Raw genomic sequence first — 19,370 nt, 5'->3', positions numbered from 1 at the left:
AGGTGTCACGCCGGACAGAGTCGGTGAAAAGCGAGTCGGTGCGCTCAGGCGTGCTGCTCGGCCGGGCGGCGCCGGGCGATGAGCCCGAGGCGTTTCAGGGCGAGCTTGTCGAGCCAGGTGAGCAGCCCGTTCAGCGTGAGCGTCATCACGATCAGGACGATCAGACCGGCGAAGGTGGCGGCCGCGTCCAGATTCATCGCGGAGGTGAACAGCCCGTGGCCGATGCCCTCGGTGGAGGCGATGAACTCGGCGCCGATGACGCCGAGGATGGCCAGCGGGCCGCCGGTCTTGAGCGCGGCGAAGAACGGGGCGGCCAGTGTGGGGATCGTCACGTACGTGAGCAGGTGGTGCCGGCGGCCGCCCATGACCTGGACGATCTCCATGAGCTCCCGCTCGCGCAGGCGCAGACCGAGGTAGATGTTGTAGAAGGTCACAAAAGCCGGCCCGATCATCGCGATGGTGATCTTCGACCAGGGGCCGATGCCGAAGAACAGCAGGAACAGCGGCGCGAGCGCGATCTTCGGGATGCCGTTGAAGGCCGCGATGAGGGGCTCGAGCACCCGGCCCGCCAGCGAGAAGGAGCCCAGCACCAGGCCCACCACGGTGCCGAGCGTGACGCCCATGGAGAAGCCCGCCACCACCTCGATCAACGTGGCCCTGATGTCGATCCATCCGGCCTCCGAGCCGAGTAGCCTGGCCAGGGCCTGCGCCACGTCGGTGGGCTTGCTGACCGCGTACTCGGGCAGGACCGGCCCGCTCAGCAGCTGCCAGAGCGCCAGGACGACGGCGATCACCCCGATGCGCAGCGCCACCAGGGTGAGCGGGCTCTGCCACCGGTCGCTCTTGCGCTTGGTCGCGGCCACGACCGCGGTCATCTTCCGCACCGGCTTGTCGGTAGTTGCCACCATCACGATCCTCCGCCCGACGGCACGTAGGCGTTGCTCCAGTCATCCCCGGTGACGGACATCGTCTGGGTGAGAACGCCGAGCCCGTTGATGAAGTCCAGGGTCTTCTTCCATTCCGCGTCGTTCATCGCGACGCTGGTCGGCCAGCCGACCTGCTTCAGTGCGGCCTGCAGCACGGGGGCCGGGGTGCCCTCCATCGCCTTGGTGGCGATGTCCAGCAGTTCCTGGTCGGCCACGTGCGCGTTCATGTAAGCCGTGGCCTCCTGGACCGCAGCGACGAACTTCTTGGCGACCTCGGGGTTCTTGTCGAGGTAGTCCTTGCGCGCCACTACGAACTCCCCGTAGCCGGCGCGTTCGGGAGACCACTCGGGGACCCGCAGCGGGTCGGCCACCACGATGCCCTCTCCGGCGTGCTCGATGGCCAGTGGCGTGGGCTGGCCGGTCATGAACCAGTCGATCTGGCCGCTGTTGAGTGCGGCCTTGTTCGCGGCCGGGCTCGGCAGCTGCACCCAGTTCACCTTGGTGGGGTCGACGCCGCGGGCCTTGAGGAACTGGCTCGCCTGGGCCTTGGTGTTGGCCGAGCTGGCGCCGGCGGTGGAGGTGGCCAGTGCCTTGGCCGCCTCCTCGGGCGTGGTCTCGGCAGTGATCTTGTTGGCGTCGGCGAACTTCTTGCTGACGACGATGGCGATCGGGTTGCCCAGGCCGTCGGCGGCGATGGCGACCTGCGGAACGCCCTTGGCCAGGGCGGACAGGAAGCCTGTCGGGCTGGAGTTGAGGAACTGCACCGAGCCTGATTCGAGAGCAGCCGGGCCGGTCGAGGCGTTCGTCGAGACGAACGTGACCTGGAGCCCGTGCTTGCTGAAGTAACCCTTGGCCTCGGCCACCTTCATCGGCAGGTCCATGATGTTGTCTCCGCTGCCGACGGTGACCTGGCTCAGGCCGCTCGCGGTGCTGTGAACACCCTGGCCGCCGGACTCGCCGCACGCGGCGGTCACTGCGGCACTGAGAAACAGTGCGGCCGTGAGCGCCAGAGTGCGCAGGCCTCGGCGGGTATCGTGCTGTCTCATTTCGGCTCCTGACACGTGCATGGGGGGTGGTCTATTCGGCAGGGGTGCCGGCATGGCCGACGGCCGTCTGCAGCAGCAGGGCCCGCCGGGCGGAGGCGACGTGGTGACGCATCGCGGCTACGGCCGCCTCCGGGTTACGGGTGACAATGGCCATGAGGATCGCCTGATGCTCCTCCAGCGACCCGGTCCTCGGGTGCTGTGCGGACAGGTTGCGATATTGGCGCATGACCAGCGGGTACAGCAGGGTGTCGTAGGCCCGGGCCAGAGTCTGCTGGTGGGCGGCTTCCTTGACCTGCTGGTGGAACCTGCGGTTGCCTCGCGAGTACCCGGCCTGATCCCCGCGCCTCTTGCAGTCCTCCATCGCCTCCAGCGTGGCGCGCAGCTCGCGGATCTCCTCCTCGGTGGCCCGTTCGGCGGCCTTGCCTGCCAGCGCGGACTCCAGCACCTCGCGCGCCTCCAGGATGTCGGCCGCCTCCTGGGGGGAGAAGTTCCTCGTCCGCACCCCCCGGTTGACTTCGCTGGTGACGTAGCCCTCCTGGGCCAGCTGGACCAGCACCGAGCGCATGGTGCTGCGCGAGACGTTGAACATCCCGGTCAGCTCGGCCTCGGTGAGCCGCGTGCCCGGTGCGAGGTCACCCGACAACAGCAGTGAGCGCAGTCCCTCGTAGGCCTGGCTGTGTCTGTTGCGCGTCTCCACGGCCTGGTCGTGGCCGCTGCCATTTGCCATGATCACCTGTATCCCAGAAGAGAGATGACGACTGCTCCGGAGAGCAGCTCAAGGGTCAGCCTGCGCCCAGGCTCGGATACAGCCGCCTCGCCGTGCCCGCGAAGATCTCCTCCCGGGCAGTCTGCGGCAGGTCCGCGAGGATCTCCTCGGCGAGCCGCAGCAGTTCCGGCAGCGGCTGTTCGGCGGCCGGCAGGTTCGAGCCCCAGGCGATCCGGCCGGCGCCGAACGCCTCGATCACCGGCTCCAGGAAGCCGGCCGCCTCTTTGCCCGCGTCCTGGAGGCGCTCCAGGTTGCGGTGGGTGAGCTTGAGGTGCAGGCCGGGGTGGCGGGCGAGCCCGGCCACCTCGCTGCCCGCGTCTGCGGGTGAGGCGGCGATATCGGGGTAGCCGATGTGGTCGAGAAGCACCCGCACGCCGGGGAAGCGTTCCAGCACCTCCTCCAGTTGCCTGGTGGCCGGTCCGAGGCGCATCTGGAGGCAGACGGTGACATCGAACTCCCCTGCCTTCTCCCAGAATTCGTACGTCTCAGGTGCGGCGAACCACTCGCCCTGGACGGGCACCGTGCTGCCGTGGGTGAACAGCCGCACCCCGGCCAGGCCACCGTCGATCGCCCCAGCCAGGCGGGCGGCGGCATCCGGCCGCAGGGGGTCGAAGGTGCCCACCGCCACGAAGCGATCGGGGCGCTGCCGGGCGCTGTCCACGACATAGGAGTTGTCGTAGCCGTAGTTCGTGGTGGCCTGGACCAGCACCGCCTGACCGATGCCCGCCGCGTCCATCCGCTCGACCATGCCGTCGGCGGTGACCGGCCGGGATTCGGCCCAGTCCGACTGCTTGCCGCCGATCGGCGCGCGCGGATACCTGCTCAGGTCATCCGAGATGACGTGGCAGTGGGTATCGATCACGCTCACCTGTAGTCTCCTTCCGCGAACAGCTCATGGATGTCGGTGGGGAAGTCAGGATCGAGCAGACCCTGATCCCTGGAGAAGCGCACGAGCGCCCTCAGGCTCGGCTCGTTGGCCTCGATGCCGTACGGGATCGGGTCCGCGCCGATCTGCTCCGCCTGGCGGGCCAGTCGCGGGATCGCGGACCAGGCCGCCTGGCTCTGCCGCTTGCTCTCGGCCAGCGCCGCGTACAGCGCGGTCGGCAGGCCGGGGTCGCGTTCGACCAGCTCCGAGCGGATCACCACCACGGAATGGAGGGGGTAGATGCCGGTCCGGACATACCAGTCGGCGCTGAGCACCTCGGCGTCGGGGAAGAGCGGGTAGGAGCCTTCCGTAACGCCGCCGTGAGAGGTCCAGCCCGTCCGCGGTGCGCCCGCGCGGCCGGTGCCGGCGTTACCGGTGAGCGCGGCGTCCAGCTCCCCGGCGCTCAGCAGCTCGCCCAGGGAACGCCCGTCGGTGACCCGCTCGACGTTCGCAGGGACACGGCCTTCGACGTGGTCGTCGTCGTCCACCACCCACGTGATCTTCTCGTGGGCGACGCCGTACTCCTCGGCGAGGACGCCGCGCACCCACACGCCGGTGCTCACCGAGTACGCGCGGACTCCGACCCGCCGTCCCTCCAGGTCACGCGGCACCCGGATCCCCGAGTTCGCGGCGCACTGGACGTCCTCGTGGTGGAAGCGCCGGTTGAGGAAGACCGGGATCGCGCTGAGCGGCACGCCCACCTGGCGGGCCATCAGATAGGACACCGGCGCCAGCTCGCACACGTCGAACTCCAGGTCGCGGATCATCCGCCGGTAGGCGGCTATGATCGGCTTCACCTCCACCGGTTCGACGTCGTACCCGTCCAGCTCCAGCTGCGCGTGGGGGTAGTCCCCCAGAGCGACCTTCATAGCCTGCCTTCCGTTGCCCCGAGGGCCTCGCAGGAGCGTGCCACCCATTCGTCGAAGTCCACCGGCCGAGGCAGAACTTCCTGCTCCAGCGCGAACGCCGCCACCCTCGTCACGGCTGCGCGCAGCGCCTCGAAGCCCACCGCGTCGCTGGTGATCTCCCGCATCGCGCCGTAGGCGGCGAGGACGGCGGCCGAGTGCTCGCGCGCCGCCTTCTCCGTGACGCCGACGACGTGGTTGAGGGGAAGGAAGCCGTTCCGCTCGGTCCACTCGGCGGCGGCCTGCGCGGCGTCGGGGATGGCGGTGCGGATGCGGTGGTCGGTGGGCAGCTCGTTGCCCATGATCCCGAAGTCCAGGGAGCCGTCGAGAAAGTCCGCCTGCAGGCGACCCCCCTCGGGCGCCCGCCGTACCCAGGAGGGGTCGTGGTGCTCGTCGACGTGGCCGCCCTCGTACACCACCCAGTCGACCCTGCGCAGGTCGACCCCGTACTCCTCGGCCAGGATGCCGCGCATCCACACGCCGGTGGTCTGGCTCCACGAGCGGACACCGACGCTGCGGCCCTGGACGTTCTCGACGGTCAGGTCGCCGCAGGTCACCAGGGTCTGGTGCTGGGCGCGGGCGAGCACGGTGACCGGCAGCAGGATCACCGGGTGGTCGTGCGCGACGGCCTGCAGCAGCGTCACGATCGGCAGCTCGCAGATGTCCACCGAGCCCTGGCCGATCATGCCGCGCGCGGCCTTGTGCACCGGGCGAACGTCGAGCCGCTCCACCTGTGTGCCGGTCCCGCGGATGGCCGATGCCGCGGCGACGGCGAGGTCGTCACGACCCAGAACCAACTTCACGTGCTCTCCTTGACGTGGAACCGTTCGTGGTGCTGCCGCAGCAGGTCGATGCCGTAGTCGCCCGCGTTGGGCGTACGGACCACGGTGTGGATGTGCCGGCGGGTCGGGTAGTCGTTGGCGTACATCACGCCGGCCATGTGCTCGAACTCGATGAGGATCACCGGGCTGTGCAGGCGGTAGTAGAACACCCCGTTCGGTTCGCCAGCCCAGGCGAAGTGCGTCTCCGCCTCGTGGGCCAGGACCTCCTCCATGCGGGCACGGGCGTGGTCCTCGCGGGCCCGGTTCACGTACAGGCCGAGCAGGTCGGTGGCGATCAGCCGCTGCGGCTCGGTGAGCTCGCCCAGCGGCAGGCCGGTGTAGTTCAGTTCGAAGTTGTCGCGGAAGGCGCCGGCGAACAGCTCGGGCGGCAGCTCATCGGCGAAGACCGCGCTCTTGCGCTGCTCGGCGGTCAGGCTGGTGAACAGCCGTGCGGCTACGGCCTCCTCGCGGCGGAAGGCGGCGGTTCCGGCGTACCGGCCGTCCTCGGCCATCGTTGGTTCAGCGCCCAGGAAGGTCGGGGTGAGGGTCATCTGGTCGCCGACGATGACGGCGTTGACGCAGATGTGGTGGCCGTCGAGCTGCCAGCCCCACGGCTGGCCGCTCTCGGGCGAGCCGTAGACGCTGAACCAGTACAGCCACTCGTTGAGCAGATGCTCCTCGCCACGCAGCTCGCCCATGGTCAGGTTCAGATGCATCAGGTCGATGATCTGCGTGTAGCCGTACGCGCTGAGGCTGGTACGTACCAGGGCGAGAGCCTTGTCCCGCTGCCGCTGGTCCAGATCCTCCAGGCACAGCCCGTGCCGCAGGAAGTAGCGCACACCGTTCGCCCAGTGCCGCCAGGACACGTCGTCCATCCGGAACCGGCCCTCCGCCCGTTGCCCGGGCTCCAGCACGGCCAGGTAGTCCAGCGCCGCCTGCCGGATGCCGTCGACGTCAAGCCCGGTCTCGCGCAGTGGGAACAGGCCCGAGCGGATACCGTCGGAGGTGCCCACCCCGCGGAAGGGTTCGTCGGCCGCGCGCCGGCGCCATTCGATCTTCTCGAGCAGGTCCGGTGTGAACTCGGCCGGGCGCCGCACGGGGGCGTCGCCCCGCTGCCTGTATCCGATCACGTCCATTTCCGGGTCGCTTTCTCCAGGTCGACGGGCTCGCGGAGGAGTTCCTGCTGCAGGGCGTAGCCGGCAGCCAGCTCCAGGCAGGCGCGCAGTTCGTCGGTCCATCCGGCCCCGAGCGTGTCCGCCAGCGCCCGGACCTGGTCCGGTGCGGCACGCAGCACCTCGTCGCGGACCACGAGCAGGTGGTTGATCGGGCTGAAACCGTGCCGCTCGGCCCAGGCCCGCTCGGCGGCCTCGGCGTCGGGGATGATCGGAACCAGGCCCTCGCCCTGCCCGCCGATCGCGCGAGGGCCGAGCACCGCGGCCTCGACCTCGCCATCGCGTAGCAGGTCGGCGACCCGTGTGGCCGGGGACCGTGTCACGTACGCCGGTTCCCGATACTGCGCCACGTGGGGTTCCTCCGTGGTGACCCAGGTGACCTCCGAGGCGGCGATGCCGTACTCCTCCTGCAGGATTCCTCGCACCCACAGGCCGGTGGTCTGGCTGTAGGAGCGCACCCCGATCCGCTTGCCGGGCAGGTCCTCAGGGGTGAGGGCGGGACCGTCGGGCAGGCGGGTGAGCGAGCGGTGGTGGGCGCTGCCGACCAGCTCGACAGGCACCAGGGTGATCGGGACGCCCGCCTCGACCGCCTGCAGGTACGTCGCGAGCGCCAGCTCGCAGACGTCGAACTCGAGGTTCCTGACCATCCGGGCGAAGGCCGAGTAGAGCGGCTTGACCTGCGGGAACTCGAAGCCGGGCAGGTCTTCCACGGTCCGGCCGAGCACGGCCGTGAGCGGTTTCATACGTCCTCGCCGAAATGGAGGCGCCGGTACGGCACGCTCACCTCGCGGGTGATGCGCACGTCGATCACGGTCGGGCGCGGGGCCTTCACATACTCCGCGAGCGCGGCACGCAGCTCGGTCCCGTTCCGGACCGTGGCGCCGCCACCGCCGAGCGCCACCGCGACCGGACCCAGCTCAGGGGTGGGGATCAGCGCGAGCTCCGGGTCCAGGCCGGAGGCGGCCGCCTTGTGGTACTCGGCGCCCAGGCCCTCGTCGTTCATGACGACGACCAGGATCGGGATACCGTAGCGGCAGGCCGTCTCGAACTCCGGCAGGTGCATCAGGAAGCTGGCGTCGCCCTCGACCACGAACGCGGGCCGGTTGCCGCCTGCCACGATCGAGCCCATGGTCAGCAGCGGGGCCTGACCGATGGCGCCGAACATGCCGTAGTTCGACAGGACCTCGCGGGAGCGCTGGAAGAGCATGGTGCCGAAGTCGGTCTGGTGGCCGCTGCCCAGGACCAGGCCGATCTCGCCGGGGATCTCCTCGTCCAGGACGTGGATGACCTCGCGCGGGTCCATGCGGCCCGGTTCGCCGCGGAACTCCCCTGGGGCCACCAGCGGAGCGGTCAGCCTGTGCAGCACCTCTGCCGTGTGGTAGCCCTCGGCCCGGCCTTCCAGCGGCTGGCTCAGCTGGGTGAGGCCGGTGACCGCGTCGGCCCTGATGTAGGCGTCGGCTACCGCGCCGTTGCCCATGACCAGGTGTGGCGCCGTGTCGATCTGAATGTAGCGGGCGTCGGGGAACAGGTAGCCGTGCTCGATCGTGTAGTGGTTGAGGCTGGCGCCCACCGCGATCACGCAGTCGGCCTCCTGCAGCAGCTCCATCGCGATCTTGTTGCCGTACAGGCCGGCGATGCCGACGTGGTAGTCGGTGTCGCCGCACAGCCAGTTCTTGGCCTGCAGGGTGGTGGCCAGCAGGGCGCCGGTCTGCTGCTGCAGGCGCAGGATCTGCTGGCCCGCATCCGCGCGGCGTGCGCCGCGGCCGGCGATGATGACCACGCGCTTGCTCGACCGGATGATGTCGCGGGCCTGCTCGATGGCGGCGGGGTCAGGCAGCGTGCGCACCTGCGGGATGAGGGCGGTGGAGGGGACGTAGTCGTCGAGCTCCTCGCACTCCTGCTTCTGCACGTCGATCGGCGCGCTCAGCATGATCGGGCGGGACTCGGTCCTGGCCAGGTAGAAAGCCTTCTGCACGGCTTCCGCCGCGAGGTCGGCCCGGGACACGTGGACGAACCCGCACTCGATCGCGGCGGCGAAACGCCGCTGGTCCAGGTACTGCACGGCGCCCTGGTCACCCCAGGGAGTCTCACCGCAGAAGGCCACCAGCGGGGTTCGCGCCCGGCTGGCGCAGATCATCGAGGTGGCCAGTTGCGCGACGCCCGGCCCGCTGGTCGTCGTGACAACGCCAGGTCTGCCAGCCGCCCGCGCCCACCCGTCGGCCATGCCGAGGCCGGAGCCCTCGTGCCGCACCTCGTACAGGCGCACGCCGCGCTGGGCGAGCGCGTTCATCCAGTGCATGTTGGCATCGCCCATCATGCCGAAGACGTCGCTGGTGCCCTCCGCGACGAACGCCTGGGCGAGTGCTTGGTAAACCTTCACTTCAGAGCCCCCTTGAGCCTTGCGAACACACGCAGCGCGTTGTCGCCGTAGACGGCATCGCTCACCGTGCCGATGGAGTCCAGGAGGTGTTTGGTGTCGTCGAACCGCCGTCCGGTCTCGGGGTCCACCGAGCGGACGGCGCCGATCATCTCGGAGGCGAACAAGATGTTCTCCTGCGGGATCACGTCGAGGAGCAGTTCCAGCCCGCGCTTGTGGTACACGCAGGTATCAAAGAAGACGTTGTTCAGCACCGCCTCTTCCAGCGGTGGCCGGCCCTGATCGATCATGAAGCCGCGATAGCGGCCCCAGTGATAGGGCACGGCACCGCCGCCATGCGGCAGAACGAGCTTCAAAGTCGGAAAATCAGCGAACAAGTCCGACATCAACAGCTGCATGAACGCGGCGGTGTCGCCGTTGAGATAGTGCGCGCAGGTGCCCTGCAGGGCGGGGTTGCGCGACATCGCGACGTGGATCATCGCCGGTACGTCGAGCTCGACCAGCTTCTCGTAGAGCGGGTAGTACACCCGGTCGGTCAAGGGGGGCGCCTGCCAGTAGCCGTCGGAGGGATCCGGGTTGAGCAGGCAGCCCACGAAGCCCAGCTCCTCGACGCAGCGCTCCAGCTCTTCGACGCAGTTGCCGATGGAAGCGGCCAGGCCTTCGCCGGGCGACTGCGGGAGCTGGCAGGCCCCGATGAACCTGCCGGGGAAGAGCGAGCACACGCGGGCGATCAGGTCGTTGCTCACCCGGGACCAGTCGAGGCTGGTCTGCTCGTCGCCGTAGTGGTGTGCCATCTTCCCCGCCCCGGGTGAGAAGATGGTCAGGTCCGTGCCGCGCTCCTGTTGCAGCTTGAGCTGGCCCCCTTCGATGGCCGCTCTGATCTCGTCGTCGGTGATGACGAGCTCCTCGGGCGACACGCGGGCGCCCGAGTCCTCGAATGCTCGGATCTGCCGCTCCCGCCACTGCCCGAGGGCCGGCGGGGCGGTGGTGAAATGGCCGTGACAATCAATGATCACGAAATGCTCCTCGTGAGCGTCCGGCCCAGTTCCAGGCCCGGATACGACCGCACCGGGGCCGTCATCAGGAACCGGTAGCCGTCGTCCAGCACCTGCTTGACGTTGTCCGCCGTGACGTGGGGATGACCGACGGCGACCCCCCGCTCGGTGCAGACCTCGAGGATGCGGCGCTTGGACTCCGCGACGCGCGGATGGTCGTACTGGCGGGGCACGCCGAGCTCCTGGCTCAGATCGCCCTCGCCGGGGATGACCAGGCCGATGCCCGGGACCTGGTCGAGGATGTCCGGCAGGCTCTCGACGCCACGCCGGCTCTCGATCATGATCGCCACCAGGATCTCGCCGTCCGGGTCGAGCGGCCACACGTCGCTCCTGGCGTAGTACTCCTTGGCCGAGACGCCCCAGTAGCGTGCCGCCGCGGCCGGGCTGTCGCCGCGCACGCCGGCAGGCTCGTAGAGAGGGGTGTCAGGCAGCCGGGGGTAACGGCAGGCCGCGACCGCGTTGTACGCCTCGCGCACCGACGTGACGTGAGGCCAGACGATGCCGTAGGCGCCCAGGTCCAAGGCCTGTTTGGCGTGCCACTGTGCCTTCTCGCCACCGTTGGTCGGGACCCTGACGAGGGGGGCGATCGGGGCCGCGAGGCTGTCCGCGCCGAAGATCTGGCGCCGGTTCAGCAGGTACTGCAGGCTGTCCCGGAGCGCGATGGCGTCCCACGGCTTGTGCTCGGTCTCGAAGACCAGGGCGTCGTAGTCGGTGGTGCTGAACTCGACGGCGATCGACGGGTCGGCCGCGGCGAAGGAGGCGAAGACGTGCCTCCCCTCCGCCAAGCCGCTGATCACCCTATTCAGCCTGGGCATGGGCATTGCCTGCCTTTCTGGGGTGTGTGAAGCGACGCATCCACCAGGCCCGCAGCCGGGCGAACAGGCCGGTGGGCCGCGGTGTCTCAGCGATCGCGGCGGCAGTATCGGCCTCGACGGCGGCCTGGCCGGCGCACAGCTGGACCAGTTGCTCCGAGAACTCCTTCGTCATCCGCGCGACCACGGCCCCGGCACCCGACTCCACCAGCGAGGCGAGCTTGCCGTTGATGGTGATCTCGCCGGTCACGGCCACCCGAGCCTTGCCGGGACCGTCGCCCTGCATCACCCGGAACGTAGCCTCCGCAGTGAAGCGGGTGGCCCGCTGGCCGTCTCGGCCGCGCGCCGACAACCGGCCCTCGAGCTGATCCTCGGTCAGCTCCAGCGTGACCCGGGCGGCGAACTTGACGCGCACCGCCCCGAACTTGACGACCAGCGTCCCGTCGAACGAGCCGTCGTCGTGAGCCGCCCCGAGTTCGGCCCCGCTGATGCAGGACACGACTTCCGTGGGATTGGAGATGACCTCCCAGACGCGGGCCGGCGGACTTGGAACGGCGATCTCTTCTGTGATCGATATCAATGCTGTCGCCTCTTCATGCGGTGGCGTGCTCGGACCTGAACAGGCTCCAGAGGTCGTTGTAGATCTCGGCGAACTCCGGTGACTCGACGAGGGTGCTGATCTGGCGCGGGCGCTCGAAGGGCACATGCAGCACGCGGCGGATCGTGCCCGGTCCCTCGGACATCACGATGACCTCGTCGGCGAGGTAGATGGCCTCGTTGAGGTCGTGAGTGACGAAGACGAGCGTGCCGTTCTCCTTCTCCCACAGGTTGAGCAGGTCCTGCTGGAGCTTGAGCCGGGTGATGGCGTCCAGCGGGCCGAAAGGCTCGTCCATCAGCACGATGGAGGGCTCGTAGATCAGCGCTCGCGCGATCGCGACGCGTTTCTGCATGCCGCCGGACAGCTCCCGGGGAAAGTGGTCCTCGAATCCGGTGAGCCCGACCCTGTTCACCCAGTGAGCGATCTTCTCGTTCCGCTCCTCTTTCGGAACCTTGCGGAACTTCAGCGCCAGGCCGATGTTGCCCCTGACGCTGAGCCAGGGCAGCAGGTTTGCCTGCTGGGTCACGTACGCGGCCTCGGAGTTGACCCCGGTGACCGGCCGGCCGTCGAAGTGGACCTCGCCCTGCGTCGGCGACAGCAGCCCCGCGGCCAGGTTGAGGATGGTGCTCTTACCGCACCCGCTGGGCCCGATCACGGCGACGAACTTGCCGCGTCCGACCTGGAACGACACGTCCTTGATGGCCGGCTGATGAGCACCGGGAAACTCTAGGGTGACGCCCTCCAAGCGGAGCGCGTCTGGCTGATCGTTGGACAATGTGTGCTCCTTGACCGCCTGGGGGACGGGTAGGGGAGGCCAGAGCGGGGGTGTCCGGGTGGCGCATCCGCGCTCTACATCTGGCTCGGGGTGGGTGCGTTGGCGTTCGCACGGTGGTCTCTCGCCTGTCGCTCGACACATTGGATTGTCCGACAAGCGATGAGCGAAACGTAACAGCGGCGACATGTATCCGCAAGATACGGTCAGCAACTCCTTCGATTCCGTTGTGATGGTCGTCCCACAATCCCCGCCTCACCTGCGTGGCCCTGCCCGCTCCGCAGGAGTCGTCAGATCGCGGAACCTGAGATTGCGCTGCGAACAGTCACCAGGCGGTTGACGAACAACCGCGTCCGGTCACAGACTGTGGCCCACTGGGGTTGGTGTTCGGCGTTCATCTGGATGGCGCGGCTGGTCGCTCGCCTGTGTTCGTTCGCGAACAGAGAGGTCAGCGCAACAATGTCGGACTCCGCAAACGAGGATTGGCGACCGGCCCGCAGACAGGTGCTGGGCGTATTGGCGGCATCCGCCGCCGCGCCAGTGCTCCTGGGCACGCAGGGCGCGAACGCTTCCTCGAACTCGAAGCAGGAACTCCTCTACGTCGGAACGTGGCGAGGCACCCAGGTGACCGGCGCCCGGTTCGATCCCGTCGGCGGGACCATGACCTCGTTCGGCGTCGCGGCTCAGGTGAACTCGAGCTGGCAGGTCAAACACCCCTCCATGCCGGTTCTCTACGTCGGCAGCGGCGACGCCGGCGGCACGGTCTCCGCGTTCCGGGTCAACCGGTCGACCGGCGCCGTCGACCTGATCGGTCAGGCGACGAGCGACAGCGCGGGCACCCCCGGCGGCCTGTCGTACATCGGCATCGACCGGCCCTCGGGCACCGTTCTGGTGGCGCATTTCGCGGCGGGGCTGACCGTCGCCATGCCCATCCTCGACGATGGCGGCATCGGCTCTCCGGCCTCCGTCGTGGTGCACACCGGCTCCGGGCCCCACCCGCGCCAGACAAGCCCGCACCCCCATCACGTGATCGTGGATCCGAGCGGCCGATTCGCGTTGGTCCCGGATCTCGGCGCGGACCGCGTCTTCGTCCACCGCTTCGACCGCAGGACCCGCGCGCTGTCCGACGGCCCGCTCCCCTACGCGGTGCAGCCGGGTTCGGGCCCCAGACGCGTGCTGTTCCATCCCCATGGCCGGACCGTCTACCTGCTCAACGAGCTGACCGCGGACCTTCACGTCCTCGACTGGAACGCCAGGACAGGACAGCTCACGCTCGGCCAGAGCCTGTCCGTCGTCGCGCCTGACTACACCGGCGTCAAGAGCGGGGGCGAACTGGGCATGAGCCGCGACGGCCGCTTCGTCTACGCCACGAGCCGGGGCAGCGAGAACGCCATCGTCGTCTTCGCGGCCGACCGGCGAACCGGCCGGCTCACCGTCGTCCAGCGCATACCCAGCGGCGGCCTGACGCCGTGGAGCTTCACGATCCATCGCAGCAACCGGTGGATGCTCGTAGCGAATCAGGCAAGCAGCACCGTCAACCTGTTCAGCATCGACCCGCGATCCGGGAAGCTGACCAGCACCGGCACATCCATGCCCGTTCCGAATCCGGACTGCATCACGTTCGCTTAGCTCGATCGCGCTGGCGTGGGGCTCCTCCACCTGTGGTGCATTCAGGACCGTACTCGGGCTGACCTCGTGCAGCCTGGACCTTCGGCCACGGGCGGGGTTGAGGTTACCGAGCTCTTGTTCCTGTGCGGGCCGTCTGGCTGGAGGTCGCGGGCACGTAAGTGATCCGCGTGCTCACATCACCTTCATCGCTCCCGCTCAGATTCACTTCGGACAACCCGCAAGACTCGATCAGGAGAAAGCCAATGAAGCTCGACCAAGCAAGGTCCGTCTCCCTGCTTCTGGCCCGCCTAGCCATCGGGACGATCTTCATCGTCCACGGGCTCGAGAAGCTCAACGAGCGCGGTGTCGGCGGCACCATCGACTACTTCGACTCCCTCGGCATCCCGCTGGCCGTGATCGCCGCGCCCGCGGTGCTCCTCCTCGAAGTGGTCGGGGGCGCTGCCATCATCCTCGGCGCCGGGTTGCCCTTGGTAGGCGTCATGCTCGCCATCGACATGATGGGCGCCATCTTCTTCGTGCAGGGCCCCAAGGGATGGAAGGCGAGCGAGCTCTGTCTCACCCTTCTCGTCGGCGCCCTCGTCCTCACCTTCAGCGGCGGCGGAGCCCTGGCCGTCGACAAGCTCTGGATGAACCGGAAGCACAAAACGGCCACGTCATAACCCCGCATGAAGGGCTGAGCCGCCGAGGTCCGCAGGTCTGCACGATCGCCTCGAACCGCTTCGGCCCTGCCCCGTACGCGCCGCCTGGATGCCGGCGCGCCGACGGGGGCTCCGTCGCCCACGACGGCGACTCGCGCCTCACCGTCGGCGCGCCGGCGTCCAGGCGGCCGTGGCCTGACATCGTCGTGGGCACCGGCACTCCGACACGATCTCGCCGGCTACCTCTTGGTGAAAGGCAACACGAGCCGCGACGGGTGTGAGGCGTCACGATAGATCTTGTGGGTGACGGGGCGGCCCACCGGCAGGTGGAACGCGTCCGGCGGCAGCAGGGCGTTGTGTGCGTCGGCCAGGGGTTCGTCGTTGGACAGCTCAGCCACCAGCCGGTGGCCGGGGGTGAGCGTCGCCGCGAACGGGTAGAGCCGCAGGACGTACTCCTCGATCTTCCCCGGTTCCACCGGCACGGTGCGGGTGTGTGGGTGGTACGGGTTACCCTCGGTCGTCCGGGCGTCCAGCTCGCGGTGCGAGGCCTTGAGGAAGCCGGTGGTGAGCAGTTGCCGGTTGCCGTTCGGGGCGACGTCCCATAGGCGCATGATGAAGTTCGTGTCGTTCTGGTCGATCTCGGCGAACAGATGGGCCGCTCCGGCGCCGATGAGCTCGGTGGGCTCCTCGAACGGCTCGGTGCTCCAGCGGACGATCTCCACCTTGTCGGTCACGGTCAGCGGCGCCTGGTAGAAGCCGTCGGGGGCGGCGTGCTCGGCGCCCATCAGCTCGGGCTCCGGGGAGAGCTTGTGGCGCGGGCGCAGGTACAGCGGCCGGTGGTCGATCTTCTTCGGCGGCCACTGCTCGGCGGTGACCACCTGGCGCGAGCCCTCGACGAAGACGCTCACGGCGGGCTCGTCCATGATGCCGTTGTCGATACCCTTGAGCCAGTAGTCGTACCAGCGAAACATCTTGTCGTGCTCCTCGATCCAGGGGCGCGACTGCATCGGCGGGTAGGAGCCGATGTCCAGCTTCTTGGGGCCCGTCAGCACGTCGAACAGCTCGATGTGGCCGTCGACCGTCCAGCCGCGTCCCTGGTCGATCTGCAGGTAGACCGGGATGTCGATGTTCCGTGCCAGCGTGATGGGGTTGCGCTCCTCGTACCACGGCCCGTCGAGGTGGTTCATCACGATGTCGAACCAGAGTTCGCGGTTCTTGGGGTATTTCAGCACGTGCACGAGGTTCGGCCAGGCGGCCACGTCGGGGTCTTGGAGGCGCTCGTCGACCAGTTTCTTGAGCTCCTCCGGGGAGTGGATCTCCTGCATGCGCGACCTGACGTTCGTGTGCGCGATGCCGGAGTCGCCGCCGCGCCCTTCGCGGGCGGCCCGCGGCATGAACCACATGACGCCGCCGTGGTAGGTGGTCTGGTAGAAGTCGAAGTGGCCACCGCTGACGAAGATCGCCTTCAGGTGCGGCGGCCGCTCGGCCGCGGCGAGCACCTGCATCGACCCGAAGTAGGAGATGCCGATCATGCCGACGTTTCCGTCGCACCACGGCTGGGCGGCGACCCATTCGATGAGGTCGTACAGGTCCTGGCCCTGAGGGACTCCGCCGGCGTTGTAGTTGCCGATCATCACGCCGCCGGAGTCGCCGGTGCCGCGCATGTCGCCGATGACGTGGACGTAGTCCTCCTTGACGACACGCGTGATGTCGCCGGCCTCGATGCAGCCGTCCCACATCGGGCTGGGACGGCGCTGCGGCGGCGTGGTGAGGGCGAGGGCCTGCAACTCCTTGCCGTAGGCGCTCATCGCCACCAGTGCCGGCCGCGGCTTGTCGCCGACGCCATGGTAGGCGTCCACGGCGAGGGGGACGCCGTCACGCATCGGCACCCGCAGGTCCTTGCGGACGGCGATCGTCTGCTCGCCCGCCTGGATCGTCTGGATGTCAGCCATGGTCGTCCTCCTTGATGAGATGCGTACGGTAGCCGTGCATCGTGGTGAAGAACGGCGACGGCTCCAGCGTGGGGTCCCCGGTGTAACCGAGCCCGTCGGCGATCGGAGCGAACGGGGAGTACGGCGAATCCGTCTCCCGCGGACCGTCCTGGAGGCAGCGGCGGGCCGCTTCGCTGACCCTCGCCTCCATGTCCAGGCTGCCCTGGAGCGCTTCCCCTGCCTGGTCCTTGTCGAGCTCGACCCCGTACGGCGTACCGTCCGCGCGGCGGTACGGATGCCCGAGATACAGGTGCCGCGGGCGGACCTCGTCACGCAGGTACCGCAGGCTCGCGCGGTAGGCGTCCGGGTCCGCGTAGCCGGGGAAGCCGTTGGCGGCCCCGTGAACCTGGACGGCGTCGCCGACGAACACCGAGCGCTGCCCGTCGATCACGTAGGCCACGGAACCGGGTGTGTGGCCCGGGACCGGGTGGACGGAGACGGTGACGTCACCGCCGAGTGAGAGCGTCTCGCCACCTTCGACCAGCGTGGTCGGCTCCATCTCGCCGGAGATGACCGTGTCGGCCGCGGCCGCCACCTTCGTCGCGCCCTCCGGGTCGTTCAGATACCGCGCCCGGCCGTGCAGATACTCCTCCACGTGGGCCCGGCGCGAGCGCAGCAGCGGGGCATCGGCCTCGTGGATGACCACCTGAGCGCGTCGGCCGGTGAGCTCCCACAGGGCGTGCGCGCCGCCGATGTGGTCGATGTGACCGTGGGTCAGCAGGATCCAGCGCACGTCCTCGATGCGGCGGCCGATGGCCGCGAGCCCCGGGGCCATGCCCCCGGCGGGCGAGGAGGCGATGCCGGTGTCGACGATGGCGGGCTCGGGGGCGTCGATGAAGAAGCTGTACAGACCGAACCGGCCCCACGGTGAGACCAGGGGGTGCACGTTCACCCGCGTCATGCTTCGCCTTTCAGGAAGGCGGCCGTCTCCTCGAAGACCCGGTGGTAGGCCGGGATCCAGGAGAAGTGCTGTACGAACCCGTGGCCGGCGCCCGGGTAGCGGCTCACCGTGGCGGCGACTCCGGCCTCCTTGAGCCGTCGTCCGTAGTCTTCGCCCTCGTCGCGCATCGGGTCGTACTCGGCGGTCACGATCAGCGCGGGCGGCAGGCCGGTGAGGTCGGCCCGCTTGATCGGTGAGACCAGCGGGTCGGCGGGGTCGGCGCCGCTGTCGAGGTAGAAGGCGTTGAACGGCTTCAGCGCCGCCGTCTCCAGGCCGTACCCGACGGCGTTCTCGCGCAGCGAGACGTAGCGGTCGACGTCGAAGTCGAGGTCGAGCGACGGGTAGAACATCACCTGATGGGTGATCCGGTCGAAGCCGTCGTCGTGGGCCATCGCAGCGACCGCGGCGACGAACGTTCCGCCGGAGCTGTCACCGGCGATGGCGAGCGGGGCGCCATCCTGCGCGAGGTGTTCGGCAGCCCACCGGACGGCGGCGTAGCAGTCGTCGAGACCGGCGGGGAAGGCGTGCTCGGGTGCCCGGCGATAGCCGACGGAGACGACCGTGAGCCCGCTCTCCCGGGCCAGTGAGCGCGCGACGTGATCGTGGGTCTCCAAGCTGCCGAGGAAGAACGCGCCACCGTGGAAGTAGACCAGCACGCCGTCCGCGCCGGGCTCGACCGGCGTGTAGACGCGCACGGGGATCTCGTCCGCGATCGTGTCCGTCACCGAACGCAGCGGCAGCCGGGCGGCTAGGGGCGGGACCTGGGACTCCTCGCCGGCGCGCATCGCCTCGGGGTTCAGCGGGCCGGGCGGCGGCGCCGGCAGGCTGGCGAGGACCCGGGCGATGTCGGGGTGCAGGGGCATGGCGTCAGGCCTCCGGCCTCTGGGACGCGGGCCTCTGGCCCGGGAAGGCGTCGTTGATCTCGTCCTCGGTCCAGCCCTGGCGCGAGATGCGCTGCAGTTCGTCGGTCACCGGCTTGCGGGTGGCCTGGTAGCGAGCCAGCGCCTCCTTGACCGAGCCGGCTTCCTCGAGCGCGTCGGCGAGGGCGCCGGCGTCCAGGATCGCCGAATTCGCGCCCTGGCCCTGGTGGTGCAGCATCGAGTGGGCCGCGTCGCCCAGGAGGACCACGGAGTCCGAGTGCCACGTGTCCACCGGGTCGATGTCGTAGACCGCGCGGCAGTTGACGGCGGCCATGTCCAGGCCGCGGGTGATGGCCACGATCCGGTCGTCGAAACCCTCGATGGTCCTCAGCAGGTCGTCCTTGGTGACCTCGGGTGCCCAGGCGCCGTCCGCGCACAGGGCGGTGATGTCGAAGGAGACCTGGTGGCGGTGGCGCAGCGGCAGGAGATAGACCTTCGTGCCCCGGCCGATGTACATCCGCAGGTTGTCGTCGGGAGCCGTGCCGCAGGCGTCGTCGACGGAGATGACCGCGCGGTAGGCGTGCTCGCCGGAGAACACCGGCTGGTTGCCGCCGAACAGCTGGTCGCGCACGACCGATTTGATGCCGTCGGCGCCGACCACCAGGTCGGCGGTGACCGACTCGCCGTTGGTGAAGGTCAGGGTGGCCTGCTCGCCCGCGTCCTCGACGCGTTCCAGCTTGTGACCGAGGTGCACCATGCCGTCGGGGAGTACGCCGAGGAGCGCTTCGATGAAGTCCCCGCGGTGGATCAGGCGGGTCTTCTCGCCGAAGGCGTCGATCTCCGGCCACGCCTCCTTCGTGATCGGGTCACCGGTGGCGGTGAGGATCTCGAAGTAGTCGCTCGGCGAGCTCACCTTCGCGATCGTGTCGCCGACGCCCCACCGGCGGAAGCGGTCCATGGTGGACGGCCGCAGGCCGATGCCGGCGCCGACCTCTCGGATCCGGCTCGCCTGCTCATAGACGTTGACGGTGGCGCCGAGGAGGCTCAGGGCCTTGGCCGCGGCGGCGCCGCCGTACCCCGCGCCGACGACGGCGATGTTCACGTTCTTCAGCTCGGAGGGGTCCATGCTCGTGGTCC

At 69.1% G+C, this 19,370-nt stretch carries 19 protein-coding genes; 2 read left to right on the top strand and 17 right to left on the bottom strand.

Annotated features, from left to right (window positions below):
- Positions 1-44 precede the first annotated feature (44 nt).
- The 13 genes from HD597_RS19675 to HD597_RS19615 are packed head-to-tail and all read right to left on the bottom strand — an operon-like array spanning position 45 to position 12,094.
- Positions 45-908: an ABC transporter permease gene (locus HD597_RS19675; RefSeq protein ID WP_253744123.1), complete on the bottom strand. Its 864-nt coding sequence runs from the start codon at positions 906-908 to the stop codon at positions 45-47.
- Positions 908-1,972: an ABC transporter substrate-binding protein gene (locus tag HD597_RS19670; protein WP_253744122.1), complete on the bottom strand. Its 1,065-nt coding sequence runs from the start codon at positions 1,970-1,972 to the stop codon at positions 908-910. The genes HD597_RS19675 and HD597_RS19670 overlap by 1 nt, the downstream gene beginning before the upstream one ends.
- A 31-nt stretch (positions 1,973-2,003) precedes the next feature.
- Positions 2,004-2,699: a GntR family transcriptional regulator gene (locus tag HD597_RS19665; protein WP_253744121.1), complete on the bottom strand. Its 696-nt coding sequence runs from the start codon at positions 2,697-2,699 to the stop codon at positions 2,004-2,006.
- 55 nt (positions 2,700-2,754) lie between these two features.
- Positions 2,755-3,606, bottom strand: a complete 852-nt coding sequence (locus HD597_RS19660; RefSeq protein WP_253744120.1) for an amidohydrolase family protein — start codon at positions 3,604-3,606, stop codon at positions 2,755-2,757.
- A complete protein-coding gene (locus tag HD597_RS19655) occupies positions 3,603-4,532 on the bottom strand; it encodes an ABC transporter substrate-binding protein (protein WP_253744119.1) in 930 nt (309 codons plus the stop codon). The genes HD597_RS19660 and HD597_RS19655 overlap by 4 nt, the downstream gene beginning before the upstream one ends.
- Positions 4,529-5,371, bottom strand: a complete 843-nt coding sequence (locus HD597_RS19650; RefSeq protein ID WP_253744118.1) for a hypothetical protein — start codon at positions 5,369-5,371, stop codon at positions 4,529-4,531. Before HD597_RS19650 ends, HD597_RS19655 begins: the two co-directional genes overlap by 4 nt.
- Positions 5,368-6,525: a DUF3500 domain-containing protein gene (locus HD597_RS19645; RefSeq protein WP_253744117.1), complete on the bottom strand. Its 1,158-nt coding sequence runs from the start codon at positions 6,523-6,525 to the stop codon at positions 5,368-5,370. Before HD597_RS19645 ends, HD597_RS19650 begins: the two co-directional genes overlap by 4 nt.
- On the bottom strand, positions 6,516-7,304 hold the full coding sequence (locus HD597_RS19640; protein ID WP_253744116.1) for a substrate-binding domain-containing protein: 789 nt from the start codon (positions 7,302-7,304) through the stop codon (positions 6,516-6,518). The genes HD597_RS19645 and HD597_RS19640 overlap by 10 nt, the downstream gene beginning before the upstream one ends.
- Entirely contained in the window at positions 7,301-8,941 is a 1,641-nt protein-coding gene (locus tag HD597_RS65870) for a thiamine pyrophosphate-binding protein (RefSeq protein ID WP_253744115.1), read from the bottom strand. Before HD597_RS65870 ends, HD597_RS19640 begins: the two co-directional genes overlap by 4 nt.
- The gene (locus tag HD597_RS19630) at positions 8,938-9,954 is read right to left on the bottom strand and encodes an amidohydrolase family protein (RefSeq protein ID WP_253744114.1); all 1,017 of its coding nucleotides are present in this window, start codon (positions 9,952-9,954) and stop codon (positions 8,938-8,940) included. The genes HD597_RS65870 and HD597_RS19630 overlap by 4 nt, the downstream gene beginning before the upstream one ends.
- Entirely contained in the window at positions 9,951-10,790 is an 840-nt protein-coding gene (locus HD597_RS19625; RefSeq protein WP_253744113.1) for an HpcH/HpaI aldolase family protein, read from the bottom strand. Before HD597_RS19625 ends, HD597_RS19630 begins: the two co-directional genes overlap by 4 nt.
- Position 10,791: 1 nt before the next feature.
- On the bottom strand, positions 10,792-11,511 hold the full coding sequence (locus HD597_RS19620) for an SRPBCC family protein (protein WP_276082962.1): 720 nt from the start codon (positions 11,509-11,511) through the stop codon (positions 10,792-10,794).
- The gene (locus HD597_RS19615) at positions 11,399-12,094 is read right to left on the bottom strand and encodes an ABC transporter ATP-binding protein (RefSeq protein ID WP_253744111.1); all 696 of its coding nucleotides are present in this window, start codon (positions 12,092-12,094) and stop codon (positions 11,399-11,401) included. The genes HD597_RS19620 and HD597_RS19615 overlap by 113 nt, the downstream gene beginning before the upstream one ends.
- A gap of 483 nt (positions 12,095-12,577) precedes the next feature.
- On the opposite strand from HD597_RS19615, the gene HD597_RS19610 reads away from it, so the two are divergent.
- Both HD597_RS19610 and HD597_RS19605 read left to right on the top strand, forming a co-directional pair.
- Entirely contained in the window at positions 12,578-13,804 is a 1,227-nt protein-coding gene (locus HD597_RS19610; RefSeq protein WP_253744110.1) for a lactonase family protein, read from the top strand.
- A 242-nt stretch (positions 13,805-14,046) separates the two neighbouring features.
- Positions 14,047-14,463: a DoxX family protein gene (locus HD597_RS19605; RefSeq protein WP_253744109.1), complete on the top strand. Its 417-nt coding sequence runs from the start codon at positions 14,047-14,049 to the stop codon at positions 14,461-14,463.
- Positions 14,464-14,681: 218 nt separating this feature from the next.
- On the opposite strand, the gene HD597_RS19600 is transcribed toward HD597_RS19605, so the two are convergent.
- From HD597_RS19600 to HD597_RS19585, 4 genes are read right to left on the bottom strand one after another with little or no spacing between them, the layout of a single operon-like run.
- The gene (locus HD597_RS19600; protein ID WP_253744108.1) at positions 14,682-16,394 is read right to left on the bottom strand and encodes a CocE/NonD family hydrolase; all 1,713 of its coding nucleotides are present in this window, start codon (positions 16,392-16,394) and stop codon (positions 14,682-14,684) included.
- Positions 16,387-17,334, bottom strand: a complete 948-nt coding sequence (locus HD597_RS19595) for an MBL fold metallo-hydrolase (protein WP_253744107.1) — start codon at positions 17,332-17,334, stop codon at positions 16,387-16,389. Before HD597_RS19595 ends, HD597_RS19600 begins: the two co-directional genes overlap by 8 nt.
- Positions 17,331-18,236 carry an alpha/beta hydrolase gene (locus tag HD597_RS19590; RefSeq protein ID WP_253744106.1) on the bottom strand — a complete coding sequence of 302 codons (906 nt, stop codon included), beginning with the start codon at positions 18,234-18,236 and terminating at the stop codon, positions 17,331-17,333. Before HD597_RS19590 ends, HD597_RS19595 begins: the two co-directional genes overlap by 4 nt.
- A 4-nt stretch (positions 18,237-18,240) precedes the next feature.
- On the bottom strand, positions 18,241-19,359 hold the full coding sequence (locus HD597_RS19585; RefSeq protein ID WP_253744105.1) for an FAD-dependent monooxygenase: 1,119 nt from the start codon (positions 19,357-19,359) through the stop codon (positions 18,241-18,243).
- Between the last annotated feature and the right edge of the window lie 11 nt (positions 19,360-19,370).

The sequence above is a fragment of the Nonomuraea thailandensis genome (assembly GCF_024172165.1).
GTDB classification, from domain to species: Bacteria; Actinomycetota; Actinomycetes; order Streptosporangiales; family Streptosporangiaceae; genus Nonomuraea; species Nonomuraea thailandensis.
This window is presented reverse-complemented; position numbering and strand designations above follow the sequence as displayed.